We start from the raw sequence: 20,040 nt of genomic DNA on the forward strand, positions 1-20,040 counted from the left end.
TCGCTCTATTTTAAAATCATTAATATTTTTTAGCCAGAATAGCGATACGTAGTTTTATGAAAAATTAAGGATAATAAATTATTTTGTTATTGATTTACGGTGGATATTGCTGATTGGCAAAAGAGGCGAAATGATTCATGGATGTTCAGCAGTTAAAAAAAATGGCGGCCGCCAAGGCTCTTGAATTTGTTCAAGATGGTATGCGGCTTGGTATAGGAACTGGATCTACAGTGAACGAGTTTATACGCCTTTTGGGTAAACGCGTTACGGACGGTTTTAACGTGATTGGAGTTGCTACTTCAGGATGTTCTGAGCAACTGTGTCATGAATTTGGCGTACCCATCACTACTCTAGAACAAGTATCTGAACTTGATCTTGATATTGATGGGGCGGATGAAATTGGTCCAAAAATGACCTTAGTTAAAGGAGGAGGTGGGGCGCTGTTACGCGAAAAAATTGTAGCTGCAGCTTCTCGCTCTATGCTTGTTATTGCTGATGAAACAAAATTGGTGAAAACGCTTGGGGGTTTTGGGCTGCCGATTGAAGTCAGTCCGTTTGGTGTTAATGTTACGCGGAGGGCTATCGAAAAAATCGCTGACAGCTTAGGACTCTCTGGGGAAATTGTATTACGGATGAATGGAAAAAGTCCTTTCGAAACAGATGGTGGACACTTTATTCTTGATGCCTTTTGGGAGCATATTTTGCAGCCCAAGTTGTTATCTGATGCACTTTTTTCGGTTCCTGGTGTTGTTGAGCACGGTCTCTTTTTAGGGTTAGCTTCGCGCGCAGTTGTGGCGATGGAGGATGGTCGGGTAAAAATTTTAGAACCGTGTGACTTATAGATAAGACAGCTTATATGTTCATTGCGTTAGCGCAATGAGAGGGGGCATTTTGGGAAAAATAATAAATTAGAATTACGATTAATTATCGGGGTAACCATTAGATGAAAACAATATTTTCTTTTCGGCGTGTTTTGGCGTATTCTGTTGTAGTTGCCGTTTTGTTTGTGGATGTTGGGGGAGCAGTTCGTGCACTCGGTGTGAGCGATGCGCACTTAGATTCAGCAAGGAAGGCTATCAATGCTATGCGTGCAACTGATCAATTTGATAGTTTTTTACCAACCGCCGCACATGAGCTTAAGAACGAATTAATAGGTGATGATCCAAATTTGGCGGCAGCTATCTCTGATATTGTCGATGAACAGGCGCTTGCTTTGGCAAGACGGCGTTCTGATTTAGAAAAAGAGATTGCACATGTATATGCAAAATATTTTACTCGAGAAGAGCTTGAAACAATCACAGCGTTTTATAGCTCAAGTACTGGGAAAAAGTTTTTGAAAGAGGTCCCCAGTATCGCGCGCGATGCTTATTCTACATTCGAGGCGTGGCGCTCCGTTATTATGCAGGATCTTGCGAAAAACGTGAAAAAAGAAATGTCCGAAATGATTAAATTGGATAACTCTGCTACTCCTACGGTGTCTAGTTCTCCGATAAAGAAAAAATGATTTTGTCAATCTTTTGTTCTTAGTGAAAATTTTTTTCGTTTTTTTTTAAAGCGGCGGGAAACCCGCCGTTTTTGACGAAGTAGACCTTTTGTGGTGTTATCTTACGTAAATAGCGTCCGGGAGTAAAAATGGTTTCTGTTTTGTGTTAAACAACAATAGCTTGTTATTATAAAATATGGGAAGGGACAGTTAGTGAGATCTTTTGACTTCGATTTATTCGTTATTGGAAGTGGTTCGGGTGGGGTGCGCGCTGCCCGCTTAGCAGGAGGGCTTGGGAAGCGTGTTGCCATAGCAGAAGAGTATCGTATAGGGGGGACTTGTGTCATTCGTGGTTGTGTTCCCAAAAAATTGTATGTCTATGCATCGCAATATGCACGAGAATTTGACAGAAGCGCTGGTTTTGGGTGGAAATATGCTGATCCAACTTTTAGCTGGGAAAAATTGGTTGCTGCTAAGAATAAAGAAATATCGAGGTTAGAGGGTCTTTATCGTAAAGGATTGCAGGTTAATAACGTCCACATATATGAAAGTCGTGCTGTTTTCGTGGATGAACATACACTAGAGCTCTCTGCGACGGGTGAACGGGTGACAGCAGAAAAAATCTTAATCGCGACAGGAGCAAAGGCTGCGCCGAATGTTGCAGTAAAAGGCGAGAATTTATGTGTGACTTCCAATGAAATTTTTGACCTTAAAACACTCCCCAAATCAATAGTTATTGTTGGTGGTGGATATATTGGCGTCGAGTTTGCAAATATTTTTCATGAATTAGGTGTTAAAACGACGCTTCTCCACCGTGGTGATTTAATTCTTCGTAATTTTGATTACGATTTACGGAAGTTGCTCAATGATGCGATGGTCGAGAAGGGGATATCTATTATATACGGGGCGACAATTGCCAAAGTTCAGACTGTGGGTCATCGCCGTGAAGTTGTTTTATCAGATGGGCAGATTGTCAGTACTGATCAGGTTCTGTTGGCCACGGGGCGTGTAGCAAATACAACAGGTTTGGGACTTGAGCGGGTCGGCGTTAGATTAAACGAATTTGGTGCTATTGTTGTTGATGAAAAGATGATGACAAATATACCCTATATCTGGGCTGTTGGTGACGTAACAGGTCACACCCAATTAACTCCCCTGGCAATCCATGATGCAATGTGCTTTATTAAGACAGCTTTTGAAGATGTTCCTACTACACCTAGTTATGATTTGGTGGCAACAGCGGTTTTTTCGCAGCCGGAGATTGGAACAGTCGGTCTTTCGGAAGAAGATGCAGTGCGTCAATACGAGCGTATTGAAATTTATCGTACAATTTTTTCTCCTATGCGTAATGTTCTTTCTGGTGCTTCAGAAAAAATGTTCATGAAACTCGTTGTTGACGGTGAAAGTCGTGTCGTTTTAGGTGCACATATTTTGGGAGAGGGTGCTGGCGAGATGGTTCAGCTTATTGGAATCTCTCTCAAGGGAAAATTGACGAAAGATATATTTGATGAAACTATGGCAGTTCATCCAACTATGGCAGAAGAATTAGTAACGATGTACAATCCGGCTTACATATATGAAAATGGAAAGAAAGTAGAAGTTTGATGCGAGTATTCTTGCAGCGGTCGTGAAGCTTTTTCTATCATCAGTGATGAGCTTAAGTTCTTGTGAGGGTGAAATGGTACAAGAATGGTCGCCTGATTTTTGGAGGGAAAAGCTGATTGAGAAAGTTTTTGCTCGTCCAAATGAAGCTGCATTTATAGATTTTGAATGGGAGCCGCATAGCTATCTCCCTCTTTGGTTTTTTCAGGTGAGGCGCATGGTTAAAGAATGGATTGGCTTCTGTCGCAGAAGGCAGGGCTTTTTTATTGCAAGGTGCGGGTTATGTAGAAAATTTTCCGGAGCGTGAGGTTGGTGTTGTACGCGATTTTTGATGGAAATTGTTTTGATTCCTGGAAGTTCTAATTCAGCTGTTAAAATTATCTGCGTTGCTGGTCAGTTTGCAAAGCCGTACTCCCCTAATACAGAAAAAAGAGAAGGTGTTGAGCTTTCTGCTTATCGGGGAGGCGTTATAAACGGTGTCAAGTTTGTGGAAGATCCTCGTATTTCTGATCCACGAAGGACGTCTGTGGCTTATAGTCAGCTGATCGCGTTTAATTTGTTACGTGCTTTTCTACAAGAGGGATACGATAATTTCGGATATATCCACACCTGGATGCTAGATTTTGTTTCTGATAGTTCGCAAGGCGGACACTGTAAACAATTAGGAAGGCAGATTTATGAAATGATTGCTTTTGTGTTTTTCACAAAAATTACGACTAAAGAGGATTCTTCGTTACGTGAAATATCTTTTTGTACTAATTATGAAGGGCTCTTGCTCGGCCATAAAGAGGCCTTGATGCGGATTGTTTCAATTCCCGGAGGTTAGTGCACGATGTCTGGGCACATATTGTGGACTGGTGATTGTATGCTTCAGGCCGGTCACACTCGCGTTGAATATTGCTGTGGTTAAGAATCCCATCGGATTAAATTTTGGTTTCTTTATTGATCTTGGAGGGGCTTTTAAATTTGATTGATACTTTAAATCCGGAAAATGATTCTGGCAGGTTGACGCTCATTGTTCATTTTTGTCATGATCATGCAGAGAATCGTCTTCATAAATTAATTCGTACAGTTGATTGTGAAAAACACAAGATTATGCGGTCGTATGATTCTATGCGCGGTAATATGGTTACTATAGATGGCTATAAAACGCTCCTTTTTGATCACGCTCTGGGGGAGGTAGAGTTTTTTTTCAATACATTATAGGGAGGGAATTTATCCTAATGGTGTTCTTATTGAGGTGATTAGCTGTGATGTTACTGAATGTACGGGTGGTGTACACGCTATTCCTGTGGGAGACTTGCTTTATCGCTACCATACATGTTGTGATATACGACTAAACGCTTGAATTAGCTTTTCTTCTTTCTTATTGCTGCACTTATCGAGAAAAATGTGTCATACCGGTCCGTTAGTTATGATCGTGAATGATTAAATGGAAAGACGTGTGATATTTATTATTTTAATCGTTCATGGAGGAATTTTTTGAAGGAAAGAATGTTCTTTTGTAAGTTTAATAGGGTTCTGGTTACTAATTAATGACATGATACAAAGGCTTGTAAAGAATAATTTCCGGGTAGCTGTCGCCCAATTGAATCCTGTTGTAGGTGATATCGAGGGAAACTTTTCTCTTGCGGTAACGGCGTATCGGAAAGCCAAAGAAGAGGGTGCTGACCTTGTTTCATTCACCGAGCTTTTTATGACCGCTTATCCACCGGAAGACCTCGTTGTTAGACCTGCTTTTATAAGGGCGAGTGGAGATGCTGTTAAAGAGTTGGCAAAAGTGACAAAAGGGGGACCAGGAATCATAATTGGTGCTCCATTGTGGCATGATGGTAGCATTTACAATGGCGCTGCGCTTCTCGATGAGGGGCAGGTGGTTGCTGAGATTTTTAAATCTGATTTGCCCAATTATGCCGAATTTGACGAAAAGCGTGTCTTTTGTGCTGGATCAGGTTCTAAACCTGTTGCTTACCGTGGAGTAGGGTTAGGAATAGTAATATGTGAAGATATTTGGAGCAATCCTTCTATTTGTGCAGAACTTAGCAGCAGGGGCGCTGAGATTGTTTTCGTCCTTAATGGGTCTCCATATCGTCGTAATAAGACATTGAAGCGTATAGAAATTGTCCGCGCACAAGCCATTCGATCTGGTGTACCGGTTATTTACGCTAATCAAGTTGGAGGTCAGGATGAGTTGGTTTTTGATGGTGGGTCCTTCGCTCTGGATGGAAAGGGAAAGATAGTATTTCAAATGAAACATTTTGAAAGCCATATTGCTTTGAGTTGTTGGCAGAGGCAGTCCACTGAATGGCGGTGTGTTTCTGGTCCACACGAAAGTCTTTTCGATGGATTGGCCGCAGATTATCTGGCGTGCACTTTGGGTTTGAGAGATTACGTTAACAAAAATAACTTTGAGGATGTTATTCTCGGTCTTTCGGGTGGAATCGATTCGGCACTTTGTGCAGCAATGGCAGTTGATGTTTTTGGTAGAGAAAAAGTTCGCGCTGTAATGATGCCCTATCATTATACTTCACAAGAGTCCTTGAAAGATGCTGAAAGTTGTGCACGTCTTTTAGGATGTCGTTACGACGTTATACCAATTGTGCAGCCTGTTGAAGCTTTTTTGAATATAATGTCTCCCGTTTTTTCGGGTTTTTCACTTGATGTAACAGAAGAAAATCTTCAAAGTCGTGTACGTGGAACTATTTTGATGGCTCTTTCAAATAAGTTTGGTTCAATGGTAATAACGACGGGAAATAAGTCTGAAATAGCTGTAGGATACGCAACACTTTATGGGGATATGAACGGGGGTTTTAATCCTATAAAAGATATCTACAAAACGCAAGTTTACGCGTTGGCTGAGTGGCGCAATAAAAACTATCTGGATGGTTTCAAGGGGCCGAAGGGGACTGTTATTCCTTCTAATATTGTAGTTAAAGCACCTTCTGCAGAGCTTAGGGAAAACCAAAAAGATGAGGATTCTTTACCTGCTTATCCTATTTTAGATGATATTTTACAATCTCTCGTAGAAGATGACATGAGTGTTGGTGATGTCGTGAAGCGTGGACACTTACGGGAAACGGTTAAGAAAATCGAACATCTTCTTTATTTGGCAGAGTATAAAAGGCGACAGTCTGCACCTGGTGTAAAAATTGGCGACAAACATTTTGGGCGCGATCGCCGTTACCCCATCGTCAATCGTTTTCGTGATAAAAGTTGAGTATCGTTAAATGATAAAAGTTCGTTTTGCTCCATCTCCAACAGGCTACATTCACATCGGTAACGCTCGCATCGCGTTATTCAATTGGCTTTATGCGCGAGCGAATAGTGGGAAATTTGTTTTGCGCTACGATGATACGGATGTTGAGCGTACCAAGCGAGAGTATGTTGATAATATCATGATTGATCTTGAGTGGCTCGGTATAAAACCAGATGAAATTTATCATCAATCTAGACGAGTGAGTCGGTATCATGAAGTTGCTGAGGCTTTAAAACAAAGTGGTCTTCTTTATCCTTGCTATGAAACAGCAGAGGAATTGGAGCGACGTCGTAAGATACAACTTTCGCGTAAAAAACCTCCTGTTTATGATAGGGGGGCATTAAAATTAACATTGGAAGATAAAAAAGCACTTGAAGATCAGGGACGTAGACCTCATTGGCGTTTTCTCTTACCTAATTTTGAGGGGGACCCATTACAGGTTAAGCGGACAGAGGTTCATTGGGAGGATATTGTAAAAGGCGAGCAGACGGTTGATTTGTCCTCTCTTTCTGACCCTGTTTTAATTCGCGAGGATGGGAGTTATCTTTATACTTTACCATCTGTAGTTGACGATATGGACATGGGTATTACACATATCATCCGCGGTGATGACCACGTCACAAATACAGGCGCCCAGATCGCTATTTTTGAAGCACTTGGCGTAAAGTTACCGATTTTCGGACATATTAATTTGTTGAGTACGGTTTCAGGAAAGGGACTTTCGAAGCGTAACGGCGATCTTTCTATTCGTTTTTTACGGGAGGAGGGGTTTGAATCTGTAGCTGTTCAGTGTCTTGCTGTTTTGATTGGAACATCGCAAAATGTGCACATTTATCCTCATCAGGAAGCTCTTTTAGAGCATTTTAATCTTAAAGATACGTCGAAGTCTGTCGCAAAATTTGATGTTGCTGATCTCCTTGCTTTGAATAGTCATCTTGTTCATGAGTTGGACTACGATACAGTGGAATCGCGGCTTAAAGGCCTTTCTATTGATGGAGAAAAGGCGGAATATTTTTGGAACGTGATAAAAAGCAATGTTGATAAAGTGAATGATGCTGTTTTCTGGTGGAAAATTATTCATGATGATCAGAATTTTGGTGCTGTTCCGCTTGAGGATCACGCGTTTGTACGCCAATCAGTTCATTTTTTACCTGAAGGTGAATGTGATGAAGAAAGTTGGAGAATGTGGACAATGGCATTAAAAGAAGAGACAGGTCGTAAAGGAAGAGATTTGTTCATGCCCTTGCGTCAAGCACTTACCGGAACGGATCATGGTCCCGAAATGGGAAAAATCCTGCAGCTTTTAGGACGCAAAAAAGTGATAAAAAGGTTGACTATGTAGAGACATTAGAAAGGTGGGGATATGAAGCCTTAAATTCAGGTACGAGTTTTTATAAACATGAATGCCGGAGTGTCATCACCAAACCCAAGAAGGACCTGTTCTTTGTTTTTTCGATGACAACGCTGTTCAGATGGTTTTTCTTTGTTTTTTGTGGCTACAGTATTTCTTCCTTTTTTATCTTTTGAGGATTTTTTATCTCTTACAGAGCGTTTTTCTTGTGCCGTTTTTTTCGATGATTTTGTGGATTGTACTTTTAAAAAAGTATCATCTGTTTGATCATCATCAACTGTCAAAGTAGACAAATCTCCATCGAGCCATTCAATTTTTTCGTTATTTATTTTTTCGATGGCGCTGATATATTTTTGATCAGCTTTTGTGACGATTGTAAAAGCTTTTCCACTGCGGTTGGCGCGCCCCGTACGCCCGATTCGATGGACATAGTCTTCGGCGTGCGTAGGAACGTCGTAATTAAAAACGTGACTCACGTCCGGAATGTCCAATCCCCGGGCGGCAACATCTGAAGCGACGAGGAGCGTAAGCTTATTGTCTTTAAAATCGGCCAATGTGCTCATACGCGAATACTGATCCATACCCCCATGCAGCGCCCCCACACTGAAATTATGTTTAACGAGCGATCTAAAAAGTTCTGAAATATCCCTCTTTCGGTTACAGAAAATAATAGCATTCTTAAGTTCATCACCTTCATTTTTTATAAGGTTCCGTAAAATAGCTCTTTTATCCCATGCTTTACTTTCAGATTTAACAAGTCGTTGCCTAATCGTCTTCGCTGTTGAAGATGCTTTTGTAACTTCAACAGATACGGGAGAATGCAAAAACTGCTTTGCTAACTTTGCAATTTCCGGTGCCATCGTTGCTGAAAAAAATAAAGTTTGGCGTGTAAATGGTGTCAGTTTACAGATGCGCTCAATATCAGGGATGAACCCCATATCTAGCATACGATCGGCTTCATCGATGACAAGAATCTCGACACCCATCAGAAGTAATTTTCCACGTTCAAAATGATCAAGAAGGCGTCCTGGTGTCGCTATAAGGATGTCGACACCTCGTTCGATTTTACGATCTTGATTCTCAAAAGAAACGCCACCTATCAAAAGTGCCACATTCAGACGGTGATTCATTCCGTATTTATCGAAATTTTCCTCAACCTGTGCTGCCAGTTCCCGCGTTGGCTCCAGTATGAGAGTCCGGGGCATCCGTGCTCTTGCACGGCCTTTTTCGAGCAACGTCAGCATAGGCAAAACAAATGACGCCGTCTTACCTGTCCCTGTTTGAGCAATTCCCAGAACATCTTTTTTTTGAAGTACATGAGGGATTGTCCCACTTTGAATGGGAGTCGGAGCCGTATACCCTACCGCCTTCACTGCCTTAATAACCTTTGCAGAAAGACCTAAATCATCGAAACTGTTTAGAGGTGCTATCATTTTTTTTCTGTCAATTGCTTTGCAACTTTAATTCCATTATTAAAACCATCAACAATACTGAGCATTTTATATCATTAAGAAGGGGTTAAGACGCATTTACAAAAAAGTCAACTATAATAGCCGTATAGTTGAAGAAAGCTATGATACATCAATAACTAGTAGCGAAATTGTTCTGACAAAATTCGTTCATCCCATGAATGGTTGTAATCAAAAAGGATTGCGGCTGTCACCTCGGCGGCTGATGAGATAGTGACCGAATAAACGGATTTAACTTCAACATTATCGGCTGCAGCATTAACTGGACGTTTGCAAGGTTCGAGCATATCAAAGCGCACTGTTACCGTGTTGGGAAGCAGTGCGCCGTGCCAGCGCCGGGGGCGAAAAGGGCTGACAGGAGTCAGGGCCATGAGAGGGGCCATGAGGGGTAAAATAGGGCCTTGTGCTGATAAATTATAAGCTGTAGATCCCGCTGGCGTAGCAACAAGGATTCCGTCACAGCTTAGTTGTTCGATGCGTACATTATCGTCAATGCTTATGCGAATCTTGGCTGCTTGATAAGATTGACGGAATAGAGACACTTCATTGATAGCGAGTGCTTCAATACATTCTTGACATTCGGCTCGCGCAATCATACGCAATGGATGAATTTCTTTTTTGTGTGCGACAGCAATGCGATCAGGCAATTTTTTCTCGTGGAATTCATTCATAAGAAATCCCACAGAACCCTGGTTCATGCCATAGATAGGCTTTCCCGTATTCATAACATTGCGTACAGTTTGCAGCATTGTGCCATCTCCCCCGATTGCAACGACAACGTCAGTTTCTTCAAGCGGAGAATGACCATAAATAGAAATTAATTTATTGGTAGCTTCGATGGCTTCTTTGGTTTCAGCGGAAACAAAGTGAAAGCGGTTCGGTAGTTTAGTCATTAAGAGTCATCCTAGTACTTTTTCTTGCTTTTAGCGAATTTTAATCAAGTTTTAAAGTTTTAATAAAAGCTATCCTTGTAAGAAGAGGATGTTACAAAAAATGATCTGTTGCAGATAATCAAAGTGCTATTGTAAAATGAGGCAGGAAGGTTGCACAATGTACTTAAATGTCGGATGAATATTTTTTTTAAATGCTAATTCGTCATTGAAGCTGAGAGTATGATCGGTTACAAGGGTGGAAGTGGTTTTGTTGCTGATTGCAGGCACCCGTAGCTCAGTTGGATAGAGCGCTGCCCTCCGAAGGCAGAGGTCACAGATTCGAATTCTGTCGGGTGCGCCATGCCTCGCGGTTCATTTTCGTGAAAATATCATTGGCTTGTTTTTGTATTACGTTGGTTACGGGGGGTACTTATCGAACCGTATTTTAAGTTGCTAGGTTGCTCTGAGAGAGATAATGTGTATGGCGGGCTGCACTTTTCTGTGGCTAATTGTTTTCTATATTGGAACCAAAGAAGGAAAGGAAAATGGTGAAAATTCATCATATTGAAGTTGCTTTGTCCTCCATTTCACCGAGAACTGGCTATTTTTCCTTTCTGCACAGAAAAATATAAATTCCGTTTGTATCTAATAAAGAAAGCATTGTATGGAATTTGTTCGTTAAATACTAAAGGGAATGTTCATTGATGTTGCCGTTTTGTGGATTTCAAAAGTTGGGAAACTGTTTGGTTCGTGAGTTGTATATTGCGGCTGTTTTTTTGTTTTTTGCTAGCATATCCCGATTGATTCTTTAAACAAATAAGAAAGAAAATTATGACTATTACACTAAATCCTGGCAGTGTGTCGCTTAGCGAACTTGAAGCTGTTTATTTGAACGGTGAGAAGAGCAGGCTTCATGGTGATACGTATTTGGCTATCGAGAAGGGGGCAGAGCGCATTGCTAAAATTGCTTCGGGAAGTGAACCAGTTTATGGAATCAACACCGGTTTTGGTAAGTTGGCTTCGATAAAAATTAAGACGAGTGATGTGACCGTTTTACAAAAAAATCTCATTTTGTCACATTGTTGTGGTGTGGGGGAGCCTTTAGCTGAAGATGTCGTACGTTTAATGATGACCCTAAAGCTTATTTCGCTGGGGCGAGGGGCCTCTGGTGTTCGTCTTGAATTGGTGCATTTGCTAGAGGATATGCTCGCAAAAGGGGTTATTCCTGTCATTCCTGAAAAGGGATCTGTTGGTGCGTCCGGGGATCTTGCTCCGCTCGCTCATATGGCAGCCGTCATGATGGGAGAAGGAGAAGCATTTTTTCAAAATATCCGTATGAGTGGGTCAGCTGCTTTAGAGAAAGCGGGATTATCTCCTATCATCTTAGATGCAAAGGAGGGGTTGGCTCTCATTAATGGTACCCAAACATCAACTGCACTTGCTCTTGTGGGACTTTTTCGGGGATACCGTGCGTTGTGTGGTGGACTTCTTGCAGGAGCGTTAACAACAGATGCTATTATGGGGTCAACAGCGCCGTTCCACGGTGATATCCATATTTTGCGTGGCCATTACGGGCAGATTGCAGTATCACAAACACTAAGAGAACTTTTAGAAGGTTCAGAAATTAGGGATATGCATTTGCGCGATGATAGTCGTGTACAAGATCCTTATTGTGTGCGTTGTCAACCGCAGGTTATGGGCGCATGTCTTGATATTCTTAGCGCAGCAGCAAAAACGCTTATTATTGAAGCAAATGCGGTTACAGATAATCCACTGATTTTGAGCAATGGTGATGTTGTATCGGGCGGTAATTTCCATGCTGAACCCGTGGCATTTGCCGCGGATCAGATTGCTCTTGCTTTGTGTGAAATAGGTTCGATTTCTCAAAGACGTATCGCCCTTATGGTTGATCCAGCACTTTCCCATGGGCTTCCGGCATTTTTGGCGAAAAATGCAGGTCTTAATTCAGGTTTTATGATTGCTGAAGTAACCGCGGCGGCTTTAATGTCTGAAAACAAACAAATGGCACACCCTGCTTCGGTTGATTCGACACCAACTTCTGCAAACCAGGAGGATCACGTTTCGATGGCTTGCCATGGTGCTCGTCGATTATTGGTAATGAGCGAGAATCTTTTAACTATCGTCGGAATTGAAACACTCGTTGCTGCACAAGGAATTGAATATCGTTCTCCTTTAAAAACAAGCCCCTTGTTGCAATCTATTGTAGCATTTTTACGCAAAAGTGTTGATACTTTAGAAGCGGATCGCTATATGGCTTCGGATATTCGTGAAGCATGCATGCTTGTAAGTGAAGGGCGTTTGTTGTCTGTTTTGCCGGGAACAATTTTTCCACAATTGAAGTTAAGGTAATATCTATTTTGGGCTTGGGAAAAAGGAAAAAATTTAATTATCGAGCTTTTTAAGATAAAATTTTGGCCCTATGAGGGTATTCGAGGGAATTTGTGAAGGGATGTATTTGTTGGTCGGCGTAAATTTAGCGCCGTCCGTTTCCGTGGCGGGTTGGTGGCATTGTTGTAATTGTATAACAATTTTGTCACTGCGTCGTTGAAGTCCCTCTTTGTAGCACCCTTTTCCTCGAATTATTTGCTAAACACGATGGGTTCAAGCCGGAGAGTGTTATGGGGGCATGTGAAAGGCGCTATTGTGACAGATTTATTTTGTTGTCTTTGAATTAAAAGGGTGAAAAGACACAATTTTTATTGTAACTGGCGCTTGTCGCGTTATCTCCTCAAATAAAATTACACTTCGCCTGCTATGATTCTGTGCCTCGCGGTGGATATGAAGCGACAAAAATTGCAAATCCTTCACTTCACATCTGCGGGATCCCTTCGTGTTTCAGTTGAATTAGGTGCTCATTGATCTGGGGGGGTCGTTTTTATATGGAGTGATAGCATTTTAAAAAAGGAAGAAAATGGCAACGAATGAACTTAAGCGCGGTATGAATAAACGTCAGGTTGTTTTTTTAGCTCTCGGCTCTGCTATTGGGACGGGTCTTTTTTACGGATCTGCACAAGCGATTAAGCTTGCTGGTCCGGGTGTTTTGATTGCTTATTGTATTTCTGGTGTAGCTATTTTTATGGTTATGCGAGCTCTCGGTGAGATGATAATCCATAATCCTCTTCCCGGTTCTTTTGCTCGTTATGCTGCAATTTACATATCACCGTTGGCTGGATTTTTAACAGGGTGGACTTACGTTTTTGAGATGGTTCTCGTTGGTTTGGCCGACATAACAGCTTTCGCAACTTATATGGGGTTTTGGTATCCAAATGTTTCTCCTTGGGTGTGGGCGCTCGGCATCACGCTTATTATTACTGGCATCAACTTGTCTGCGGTAGAAGTATACGGCGAGTTAGAGTTTTGGCTGTCTTTTATCAAAGTTACCGCTATCATTGCTATGATTGTTATAGGGATAGCAATTCTTTTTTTCGGTTGGAACACAAGCGCGGTGCCTTCTGCTGTTGGTATTCATAATTTATGGGAAAATGGCGGATTTTTTCCTAATGGCTTGTTTGGTTTTTTAGCTTGTTTCAGCGTTGTCGTTTTTGCTTTTGGTGGTATCGAGATTATTGGGATGGCAGTGATGGAAGTTCAGGATCCTCATAACACTATTGCGAAGGCAATTAATTCTACTCCTGCTCGTATTTTGCTATTTTATGTTATGACTTTGGCCATTTTGATGTCGCTTTATCCTTGGAATGAAATTGGCCTCATGGATAGCCCTTTTGTTTCAATTTTTGAAAAACTTGGGATATCATCGGCGGCTCACGTTATGAATATCGTTGTTGTCACGGCGGCTATTTCTGCGATGAATGGTGGGATGTACGGTGCCGGACGTATGATACACGGGTTATCACATGAAGGTTACGCATTAAAGAAGTTTCAACGTTTGTCAAAAAATGGTATACCATTTTTTGTTATTTTATTAATTTTTAGCATTTTTCTTGTTGGCGTAGCTCTCAATTATTTTTATCATGATCGGCTTTTTTTTCTTGTTGCAGCGATGACAACGTTTGCAACAGTTTTTGTTTGGATGATGATTCTGATTTCTCAAATTTTTATGCGGTTAAAAATGTCTAAGGAAATGCAAAGCAGTTTAAAATTTCCAATTCCGTTTTGGCCCATAGGATCAATTTTTTCTGTTTTGTTCATGGTTTTTATCTTTGTTGTGTTGTGGTTTTTCGATAGCACTCGACCGGTTTTGATTGTGGGTATTAGTTGGATTGTTTGGCTTGTTGTCTGCTTTTACGCAATTAAATTTTTTAATGTAAGGAAAAATAGAAGTATATAGAAAGATAAATAAGAATTCTCCTAAAAAAATAGTTAATTATTTTGTGGTAGAATGATGTGTGGTGATTATGCTCTAATACTTGGAGATAATGTTTTATCTCTTTCTCTTTGGTATTTCTTTGTTTTTCATCATTAATAATGGATCATTGAGACATGATGGGAAGAGGAACAAATAGTTTATTATATATATCAATATCATGTTAGAAAATTACATTTATTTTTAATGGAATATATTATTAAATTGTTCGTTATTATTATTAAATAATTATTTCAATATTATAATTTACTTATAATATAATTGCTATTATATATGAAGTTACATTAATAATAATTTTTTTCTTAAAAAATCATTATTTAATTTAATACTTAATATTATATAATATAAAAGATGATTTATAATTTATTTTATGCATGAAATTAATATTTTGCTGTAGTTTTCAAAAGGAAATATAGAAATTATTTTGTAAATTAGTGAAATGTGGAAGTTTTCGCAAATTTCCCACGTATCTTGTTCTTTTATGCGGAAAACATCGGATTTATGTCGGAAAAAGGTTTGCAATTATCTTCTGCTGTATGATTGATATGAGAGATCTTATGAAAAACAAGCAACGCAGCTCGTCAATGAGCGAAGAATAGTGGACGTGATAATCGTGTATAACCTCATTAAAATCAATGAATTACTGCGGGATGAGGGAATTGTATAGTTATCGGTTCTGCTACGTTTTTTATCTCTATCCCTAATTTTTTTGAAACTTTTTTATTGGTTCCAGAGCAATTTTTTTGCGGTTGGTACTCTTTGTGCAAAGAGACACCATATTGTCGTCCGTCCAGTCAAAAACTACTTTGGGTTGTGAGACTGTCACATCTAAATTGCAGCATGTGTTGCCGTTAATTTTCTTAATTTATGTGATGATTTTTTATTTCTGCTGCATTATAAGCGTTTCTAAACAAATTGCTAAAGTTTTCTTTGGTTAATTTCTTTCCGCTTTTATCACAAATGAAGGTTTTACTTCCGCTAGGACCAGTTTCAAGTGTTGCAGCCTGTTCTTGTTAAATGGGAAAAAGGATACTTGTTTGAAGTTTACTTTTTTCTGTTTTTAGGTAGATAAGGTCATCTTTCATGTCTTCTCAGCGGATACGTACGCACCACCATATCTTAGATCTTTATATAGAAGCACATCGGATCCAGGTATGTTCGCGGGTGTCGACGGCCCATTTTTTGTAATATTTCTCTATGTACTTTTTCGTCCAGGTGGGGAATTCGCCTTGCTTTTTAAGGAAGGTCTTTTTGTACCTACGGATGGGGTATTTCTAAAAAATTTTTGATCCATTGTTCATCTAAAAAGTCCACTTAGGGCTTTCAGAAAGTTTCTAGCGATTACTGGTGTCTCTTTGCACTGTTCAATACCAGCTATGATATGTGTTTTTTTAATTTCTTTGTATCGAGTATTTCTGATAGCGTCTCGCACCTTCGTTAAAATAAGCTCTTTTTGTTTTGTGGTCATTTCAGCTTTTTTGCAGTTCTAACTTTTTTCAGAGCTGTGTCACAGCCCAAAATATCAATATAAACATACAACAGCATATTATAACGTTCGATTTGTGCCGATATGCATTAGCTCTTTCATTTAATTATTCTGGCGTTTGTAGTTTTAATTCGCCAAGAAGTTTTCTCCTGAAATTCTGTCAGGATGGGGGTGCTGTATGCCGTTATAATAATGCTTCAAAAATGAATGATAATTTTGGTAATCAGCGGGTTTGATGTTTGTTCCAATCATCAGGCACTAAAGAGAAAAGACTCGACAGGTCTTTTAAAACCAGTAGTAATTGCTTCAATTATAGGCTCTTTTTCAGGGCTTGGAAGTTTTGTAGAGAGGGATGAGCCGGTCCAACGGACTTTGGCCGCCTTTTTATGGTTCTAGCAAAAGTCTTTTCTCTCGGAAAGAACGTCGAGAAGAAAAAGTAAACAAAGAAAGCATTAAAGGCAGAAACAATGCGGCTTGAGGTGGAAAATGCTATTAATAAGAAAAGTGATGCTGATGTGTGCATTGATCTTTTTCGCTGGATGCATGGCAAATAAACGTGCTTCTATGCTAATTTATTTTGATTACAAGACGTTAATGCGGTGCGCTCAATCTTAGAAAGAGATATCTTAACGCATGATGAGCAAGGCGAACACCTGTGTAGGTGGAAATATGATCAAAAGAGAAACTGAATAAACCACAAGAATTTACGGATGCAGAAAAAGAAACGCCCTGAGAAGTGGTTCTTACCTATCGAAGCGTAAAAATGACGTCTCGTTTTATGAAGTGGATCGTTCTCCTTGTCTTTCTGTCTATTTTTGAGTTTTCACACCTCATGGATGCGCTAGACAGCATCTCCGCTCATTTGAAACAGTGGATCTCAAAAAGTTAACAAAGGTCAAAAAGGCCCTTTTTGCAAATAATACGCAATTACACGCAACGCGATAACCTCGTGCCACCAAAAGTGAACACGGTAGTAATGATGCAATATTTACCTAACAATCAAAGTCGCATCTATGTACATTGTAATCCAAAATGCGTAAAAAAGCGCGTTCATTTATGTTTACGAGAGTGTTAAAGAGTTGCATCAAAATGCGATGGTGGATCTGTATTCACGAATTCTCTTCTTATGCGACGAAACAGAAACAGTCTTACCGTCTCCGGTTGTAACTGAGTTCCTATCGAGTCTTTCAAAAAGAGTTTCTCCTTTTTTGTTAATTTTTTCGTTTGCAGCATCTGGGTTTGATTTGACATACTGCTTGAGGCGCTCTGTTCCTTGCGTGTGTTTGTAAAAAGTAGCAGGGAGATAGAGGTCTAATTTATCATAAGGCAGAGGCGTATCTGGCGTACATAATGTACCCTCGATATTATCTTTGTGCATTTTTTCTAATCGGCCAGATTCAGTATAAAGTTTTTTAGCAAGAGCTAAACTAAATATTCCACACTCAGAAATGCTTCGTTGAATGTTCATCTCCGCCATGGAAAAATGGCAATTAGGTAATTCGTGAGATTGAATAGCCATTTGTGTTCTTATTGCTAGTCCTGCTTGTTGCATGCCATTGAATGTTGTCGACTCGAAAAATATCAAGGAGTTTTGGCTGCCAATGGTTTTATGATCAATGACGGCAAAATGGGTTCCTCTATCCTTCAAATGAATTATAATCCTGGAGGCTTGGATCCCATCATCGATTGCTTTTTTTATGAAGAGAGCAAGCTCTTCAGGGTTATTCGCTAATTGAAGATTCATTTCGGGATATTTTTTATTCGCTTGCTGCACTAAGACGGGCATCATTCTAATGTCTGTACTTGAATAATTAGCACGTATCCAACTACCATCGGCAATATTAGTCTCTAAATCTGCAATGACATTTTTTAATTCTTCGAGGTTGAATGCTACTTCCTCTTTTGGAGAAATGTCTTTTTCTGGATCTGCGTGAGCACCTTCCAATAGCTCGTCTGCAACGTAGTCTTCTTGTGTTTGTGAAGGGGTGACGCTTCGAGAATCACTAGGCTTCATGATATTAATCTCCATGTCAATAACAAACATTGGATATTATCCTCTTTAATTTTGGTAAGATAATGTTTTATACCGATCTTTTGTTATGTATACGTTGGGGATGTGCTGGAAAATACAACGAGCGGGTTTGCGTCGCAAAATGCGGGAAACAAATAATTTGAAGAACTTAAACGAAGATATTTATAGCGGTTACGTTGTAAACAATGTACGTTATCTTTGTGGGAAGTGTTTTCATCACATATTATTTGTATTTTACTGTAAAATGCTGAGCGAAATCTTTGGGAACGGAGGTAGTTTTTTCTTCCGTATCCTTTGTTTTAAATTTGTAAAAAATTTTTCAGCTTTGTACTATTAGTAATGAAATGTGACATTCAAAACGTAGTACGACCTGCGAATATTCGTGCTGCATTTCACCGTTTTGGCTTATTTTTTACAATTAAAATTTTTATAAAGAAAATTCATAATAATTTGTAATGAGCATAGAAAATGGGGAGGTGTTTGATTCTCTGTGGCAAAGTGTCCAAAAGGTAGGAAGAATCCCAAAATTATAGTTTTGCGGTAAAAAGATAAGGAAATCTTAAAAGTTTTTTGAGGATCTTTGAAGGATATGGCGATACGAAACTAAGCGCAAAATTACACAAGACCCGATGAGGAGGTGCAACCCGTGGGGGGTGATGACTGGGGACTCTGTTCCCTCATCTTCGTTCGCGCGCCTTTCGCTCAAAAAAATGAGCAAAGTTGAACTATTAAATACTAGAAGAAACAAATGGTGGGCGTGACAGGCGCGAACAAAGTTATTAAAATCAATGGGTTATTACAAGATGAGGGAATTGTATGGTTGTTGATTCTATTGGTTTTTTTTGGGGTCTATCCCTCACTTTTTTGGAACTTTTTTATTGCTTCAAGGGAAAGTCTTCTTCGGTCAGCGCTCTTAGTGTAAAGAGATGCCATTTTATCTTCAGTCCAGCCAAAAAGTGCTTTGAGTTGTGAGACTGTTGCACCTGAATTGGCAGCACGTGTTGCTGCTAATTTTCTTAATCCATGTGCTGATTTTTTAATGCCAGCTGCGTTACAAGCATCTCTAAACAGATTGCCAAAGCTCTCCTTAATGAGTCTCTTACCTTCTTTACCACAAATGAATGTTTCATCTCCGATAGGACTAGTTTCCAGTGTTGTGGCTAATTCTGGTAAAATGGGAAGAAAGACATCTGTTTGAAATTTACTTTTTTCTGTCTTTAGATGAATGATATTATCTTTTACATCTTTCCAACCAATGCGTACTGCATCACCTCGTCTTAAACCTGTATACAGAAGCACATCAATCCAGACGCGTTCATGCGTGCCGATAGACCAGCGTTGATAATATTTTTCTATGTCTTCCTCTGTCCAAGCAGGAAAGCCATCTTTATTTTTCAAAGTCGGTCTCTTTACTCCTACGGTTGGGTTATTTTCTAAAAGACTTTGATCAATTGCCCATTTAAAAAGACTATTGAGTGCTTTCAGAAAGTTTCTAGCCATTGCTGGTGTTTCTTTGCGTCGTTCAACTCCTGCTGTAATGTGTGCTTTCTTGATTTCTCTGTATGGAATGTTTCCTATGGAGTCGCATACTTTCATCAAGATAAGTTCTTTTTGCTTTTTCGTAACTTTAGCTAGGCTGTGCCAATCGACGCTGTTAAAATATTGTTTGAGAAGCCATGCAAATGAACCTTCAATAAGCTTACCTGGTTTAGGTTTAGGCGGGATGATACCTTGCAATTCAGCAAGCGCTCTTTTGTAGCTGTCGATAAACTCTTGTGTTCCGTAAGTTCCATGTACTCTCCGTCGTGATCCATGACCGATACGCACATACCATACAATTTTTCCATGTTTGGTGACTTGTTTAACAAGATGAAGGGGACGCAGTTTTGGCATAAGGCTTTACATCTTAGAAAGAAGAGCTTCGTAATACTCATCTTTTGATAAGTCTAATAAGTTGTCTGGATGGATAGCTGTTTTGGGGATTGCAATCCCAGTTTTAAGATAGATTAACAGTTCGCCAGTAGGCTTGATTTCCATTAGTTCGCATCCTTGTTTTTTAGCTTCTCTTAGGGCACGAGCAATGGCTGGCTGGGTTATGGTGGGAGGGCGATGTGCCATATCTGTTCTCCTAATTTTAGATACAA

The 20,040-nt window shown here is 39.9% G+C and carries 13 protein-coding genes, 1 tRNA gene and 1 pseudogene; 10 read left to right on the forward strand and 5 right to left on the reverse strand.

The features are described 5' to 3' along the window. Window positions 1-137 precede the first annotated feature (137 nt). The 7 genes and pseudogenes from rpiA to gltX all read left to right on the forward strand — a co-directional run bounded on the left by rpiA (window position 138) and on the right by gltX (window position 7,683). Window positions 138-842 (forward strand): ribose-5-phosphate isomerase RpiA, encoded by a 705-nt coding sequence (gene rpiA, locus WCP75_RS03465; protein ID WP_336276859.1) that lies wholly within the window; start codon window positions 138-140, stop codon window positions 840-842. Window positions 843-943: 101 nt separating this feature from the next. Further along, window positions 944-1,504 carry a DUF2059 domain-containing protein gene (locus tag WCP75_RS03470; RefSeq protein WP_336276860.1) on the forward strand — a complete coding sequence of 187 codons (561 nt, stop codon included), beginning with the start codon at window positions 944-946 and terminating at the stop codon, window positions 1,502-1,504. Window positions 1,505-1,696: 192 nt separating this feature from the next. After that, entirely contained in the window at window positions 1,697-3,088 is a 1,392-nt protein-coding gene (gene gor / locus WCP75_RS03475) for a glutathione-disulfide reductase (RefSeq protein ID WP_336276861.1), read from the forward strand. A gap of 328 nt (window positions 3,089-3,416) precedes the next feature. Further along, entirely contained in the window at window positions 3,417-3,911 is a 495-nt protein-coding gene (locus tag WCP75_RS03480) for a 3-deoxy-7-phosphoheptulonate synthase (protein ID WP_336276862.1), read from the forward strand. Window positions 3,912-4,090: 179 nt separating this feature from the next. Beyond that, window positions 4,091-4,433, forward strand: a pseudogene (locus WCP75_RS03485) (3-deoxy-7-phosphoheptulonate synthase). Between the two features lie 192 nt (window positions 4,434-4,625). Then, the gene (locus WCP75_RS03490; RefSeq protein WP_336276863.1) at window positions 4,626-6,302 is read left to right on the forward strand and encodes an NAD+ synthase; all 1,677 of its coding nucleotides are present in this window, start codon (window positions 4,626-4,628) and stop codon (window positions 6,300-6,302) included. Between the two features lie 10 nt (window positions 6,303-6,312). Then, window positions 6,313-7,683 (forward strand): glutamate--tRNA ligase, encoded by a 1,371-nt coding sequence (gltX, locus tag WCP75_RS03495; protein WP_336276864.1) that lies wholly within the window; start codon window positions 6,313-6,315, stop codon window positions 7,681-7,683. Window positions 7,684-7,718: 35 nt separating this feature from the next. On the opposite strand, the gene WCP75_RS03500 is transcribed toward gltX, so the two are convergent. Beyond that, window positions 7,719-9,125 (reverse strand): DEAD/DEAH box helicase, encoded by a 1,407-nt coding sequence (locus WCP75_RS03500; RefSeq protein WP_336276865.1) that lies wholly within the window; start codon window positions 9,123-9,125, stop codon window positions 7,719-7,721. Between the two features lie 155 nt (window positions 9,126-9,280). Continuing rightward, entirely contained in the window at window positions 9,281-10,054 is a 774-nt protein-coding gene (locus WCP75_RS03505) for an NAD kinase (protein ID WP_336276866.1), read from the reverse strand. 263 nt (window positions 10,055-10,317) lie between these two features. On the opposite strand from WCP75_RS03505, the gene WCP75_RS03510 reads away from it, so the two are divergent. The 3 genes from WCP75_RS03510 to WCP75_RS03520 all read left to right on the forward strand — a co-directional run bounded on the left by WCP75_RS03510 (window position 10,318) and on the right by WCP75_RS03520 (window position 14,342). Beyond that, a tRNA-Arg gene (locus WCP75_RS03510) sits at window positions 10,318-10,394 on the forward strand. Between the two features lie 470 nt (window positions 10,395-10,864). Then, on the forward strand, window positions 10,865-12,403 hold the full coding sequence (gene hutH / locus WCP75_RS03515; RefSeq protein ID WP_336276867.1) for a histidine ammonia-lyase: 1,539 nt from the start codon (window positions 10,865-10,867) through the stop codon (window positions 12,401-12,403). A 562-nt stretch (window positions 12,404-12,965) separates the two neighbouring features. Next, window positions 12,966-14,342 carry an amino acid permease gene (locus WCP75_RS03520; RefSeq protein ID WP_336276868.1) on the forward strand — a complete coding sequence of 459 codons (1,377 nt, stop codon included), beginning with the start codon at window positions 12,966-12,968 and terminating at the stop codon, window positions 14,340-14,342. A 2,606-nt stretch (window positions 14,343-16,948) separates the two neighbouring features. Here the strand turns inward: WCP75_RS03520 and WCP75_RS03525 are convergent. The 3 genes from WCP75_RS03525 to WCP75_RS03535 form a co-directional block, all read right to left on the reverse strand. Further along, window positions 16,949-17,878, reverse strand: coding sequence for a YopJ/AvrA family T3SS effector serine/threonine acetyltransferase (locus WCP75_RS03525; protein ID WP_442894945.1), 930 nt, complete (start codon window positions 17,876-17,878; stop codon window positions 16,949-16,951). Between the two features lie 867 nt (window positions 17,879-18,745). After that, window positions 18,746-19,789 carry a tyrosine-type recombinase/integrase gene (locus tag WCP75_RS03530; protein WP_336276870.1) on the reverse strand — a complete coding sequence of 348 codons (1,044 nt, stop codon included), beginning with the start codon at window positions 19,787-19,789 and terminating at the stop codon, window positions 18,746-18,748. Between the two features lie 6 nt (window positions 19,790-19,795). After that, window positions 19,796-20,014 (reverse strand): hypothetical protein, encoded by a 219-nt coding sequence (locus WCP75_RS03535; protein ID WP_336276874.1) that lies wholly within the window; start codon window positions 20,012-20,014, stop codon window positions 19,796-19,798. Between the last annotated feature and the right edge of the window lie 26 nt (window positions 20,015-20,040).

The organism is Bartonella numerosa (genome assembly GCF_037070845.1).
In the GTDB taxonomy this organism is placed as follows: domain Bacteria; phylum Pseudomonadota; class Alphaproteobacteria; order Rhizobiales; family Rhizobiaceae; genus Bartonella.

Coding starts and splice junctions, on each gene's coding strand:
- WCP75_RS03530 (WP_336276870.1), bottom strand. CDS start 19,789: ATGCCAAAACTGCGTCCCCTTCATCTTGTTAAACAAGTCACCAAACAT.
- WCP75_RS03520 (WP_336276868.1), top strand. CDS start 12,966: ATGGCAACGAATGAACTTAAGCGCGGTATGAATAAACGTCAGGTTGTT.
- WCP75_RS03505 (WP_336276866.1), bottom strand. CDS start 10,054: ATGACTAAACTACCGAACCGCTTTCACTTTGTTTCCGCTGAAACCAAA.
- WCP75_RS03470 (WP_336276860.1), top strand. CDS start 944: ATGAAAACAATATTTTCTTTTCGGCGTGTTTTGGCGTATTCTGTTGTA.
- WCP75_RS03500 (WP_336276865.1), bottom strand. CDS start 9,125: ATGATAGCACCTCTAAACAGTTTCGATGATTTAGGTCTTTCTGCAAAG.
- hutH (WP_336276867.1), top strand. CDS start 10,865: ATGACTATTACACTAAATCCTGGCAGTGTGTCGCTTAGCGAACTTGAA.
- gltX (WP_336276864.1), top strand. CDS start 6,313: ATGATAAAAGTTCGTTTTGCTCCATCTCCAACAGGCTACATTCACATC.
- WCP75_RS03490 (WP_336276863.1), top strand. CDS start 4,626: ATGATACAAAGGCTTGTAAAGAATAATTTCCGGGTAGCTGTCGCCCAA.
- rpiA (WP_336276859.1), top strand. CDS start 138: ATGGATGTTCAGCAGTTAAAAAAAATGGCGGCCGCCAAGGCTCTTGAA.
- WCP75_RS03480 (WP_336276862.1), top strand. CDS start 3,417: ATGGAAATTGTTTTGATTCCTGGAAGTTCTAATTCAGCTGTTAAAATT.
- WCP75_RS03535 (WP_336276874.1), bottom strand. CDS start 20,014: ATGGCACATCGCCCTCCCACCATAACCCAGCCAGCCATTGCTCGTGCC.
- WCP75_RS03525 (WP_442894945.1), bottom strand. CDS start 17,878: ATGAAGCCTAGTGATTCTCGAAGCGTCACCCCTTCACAAACACAAGAA.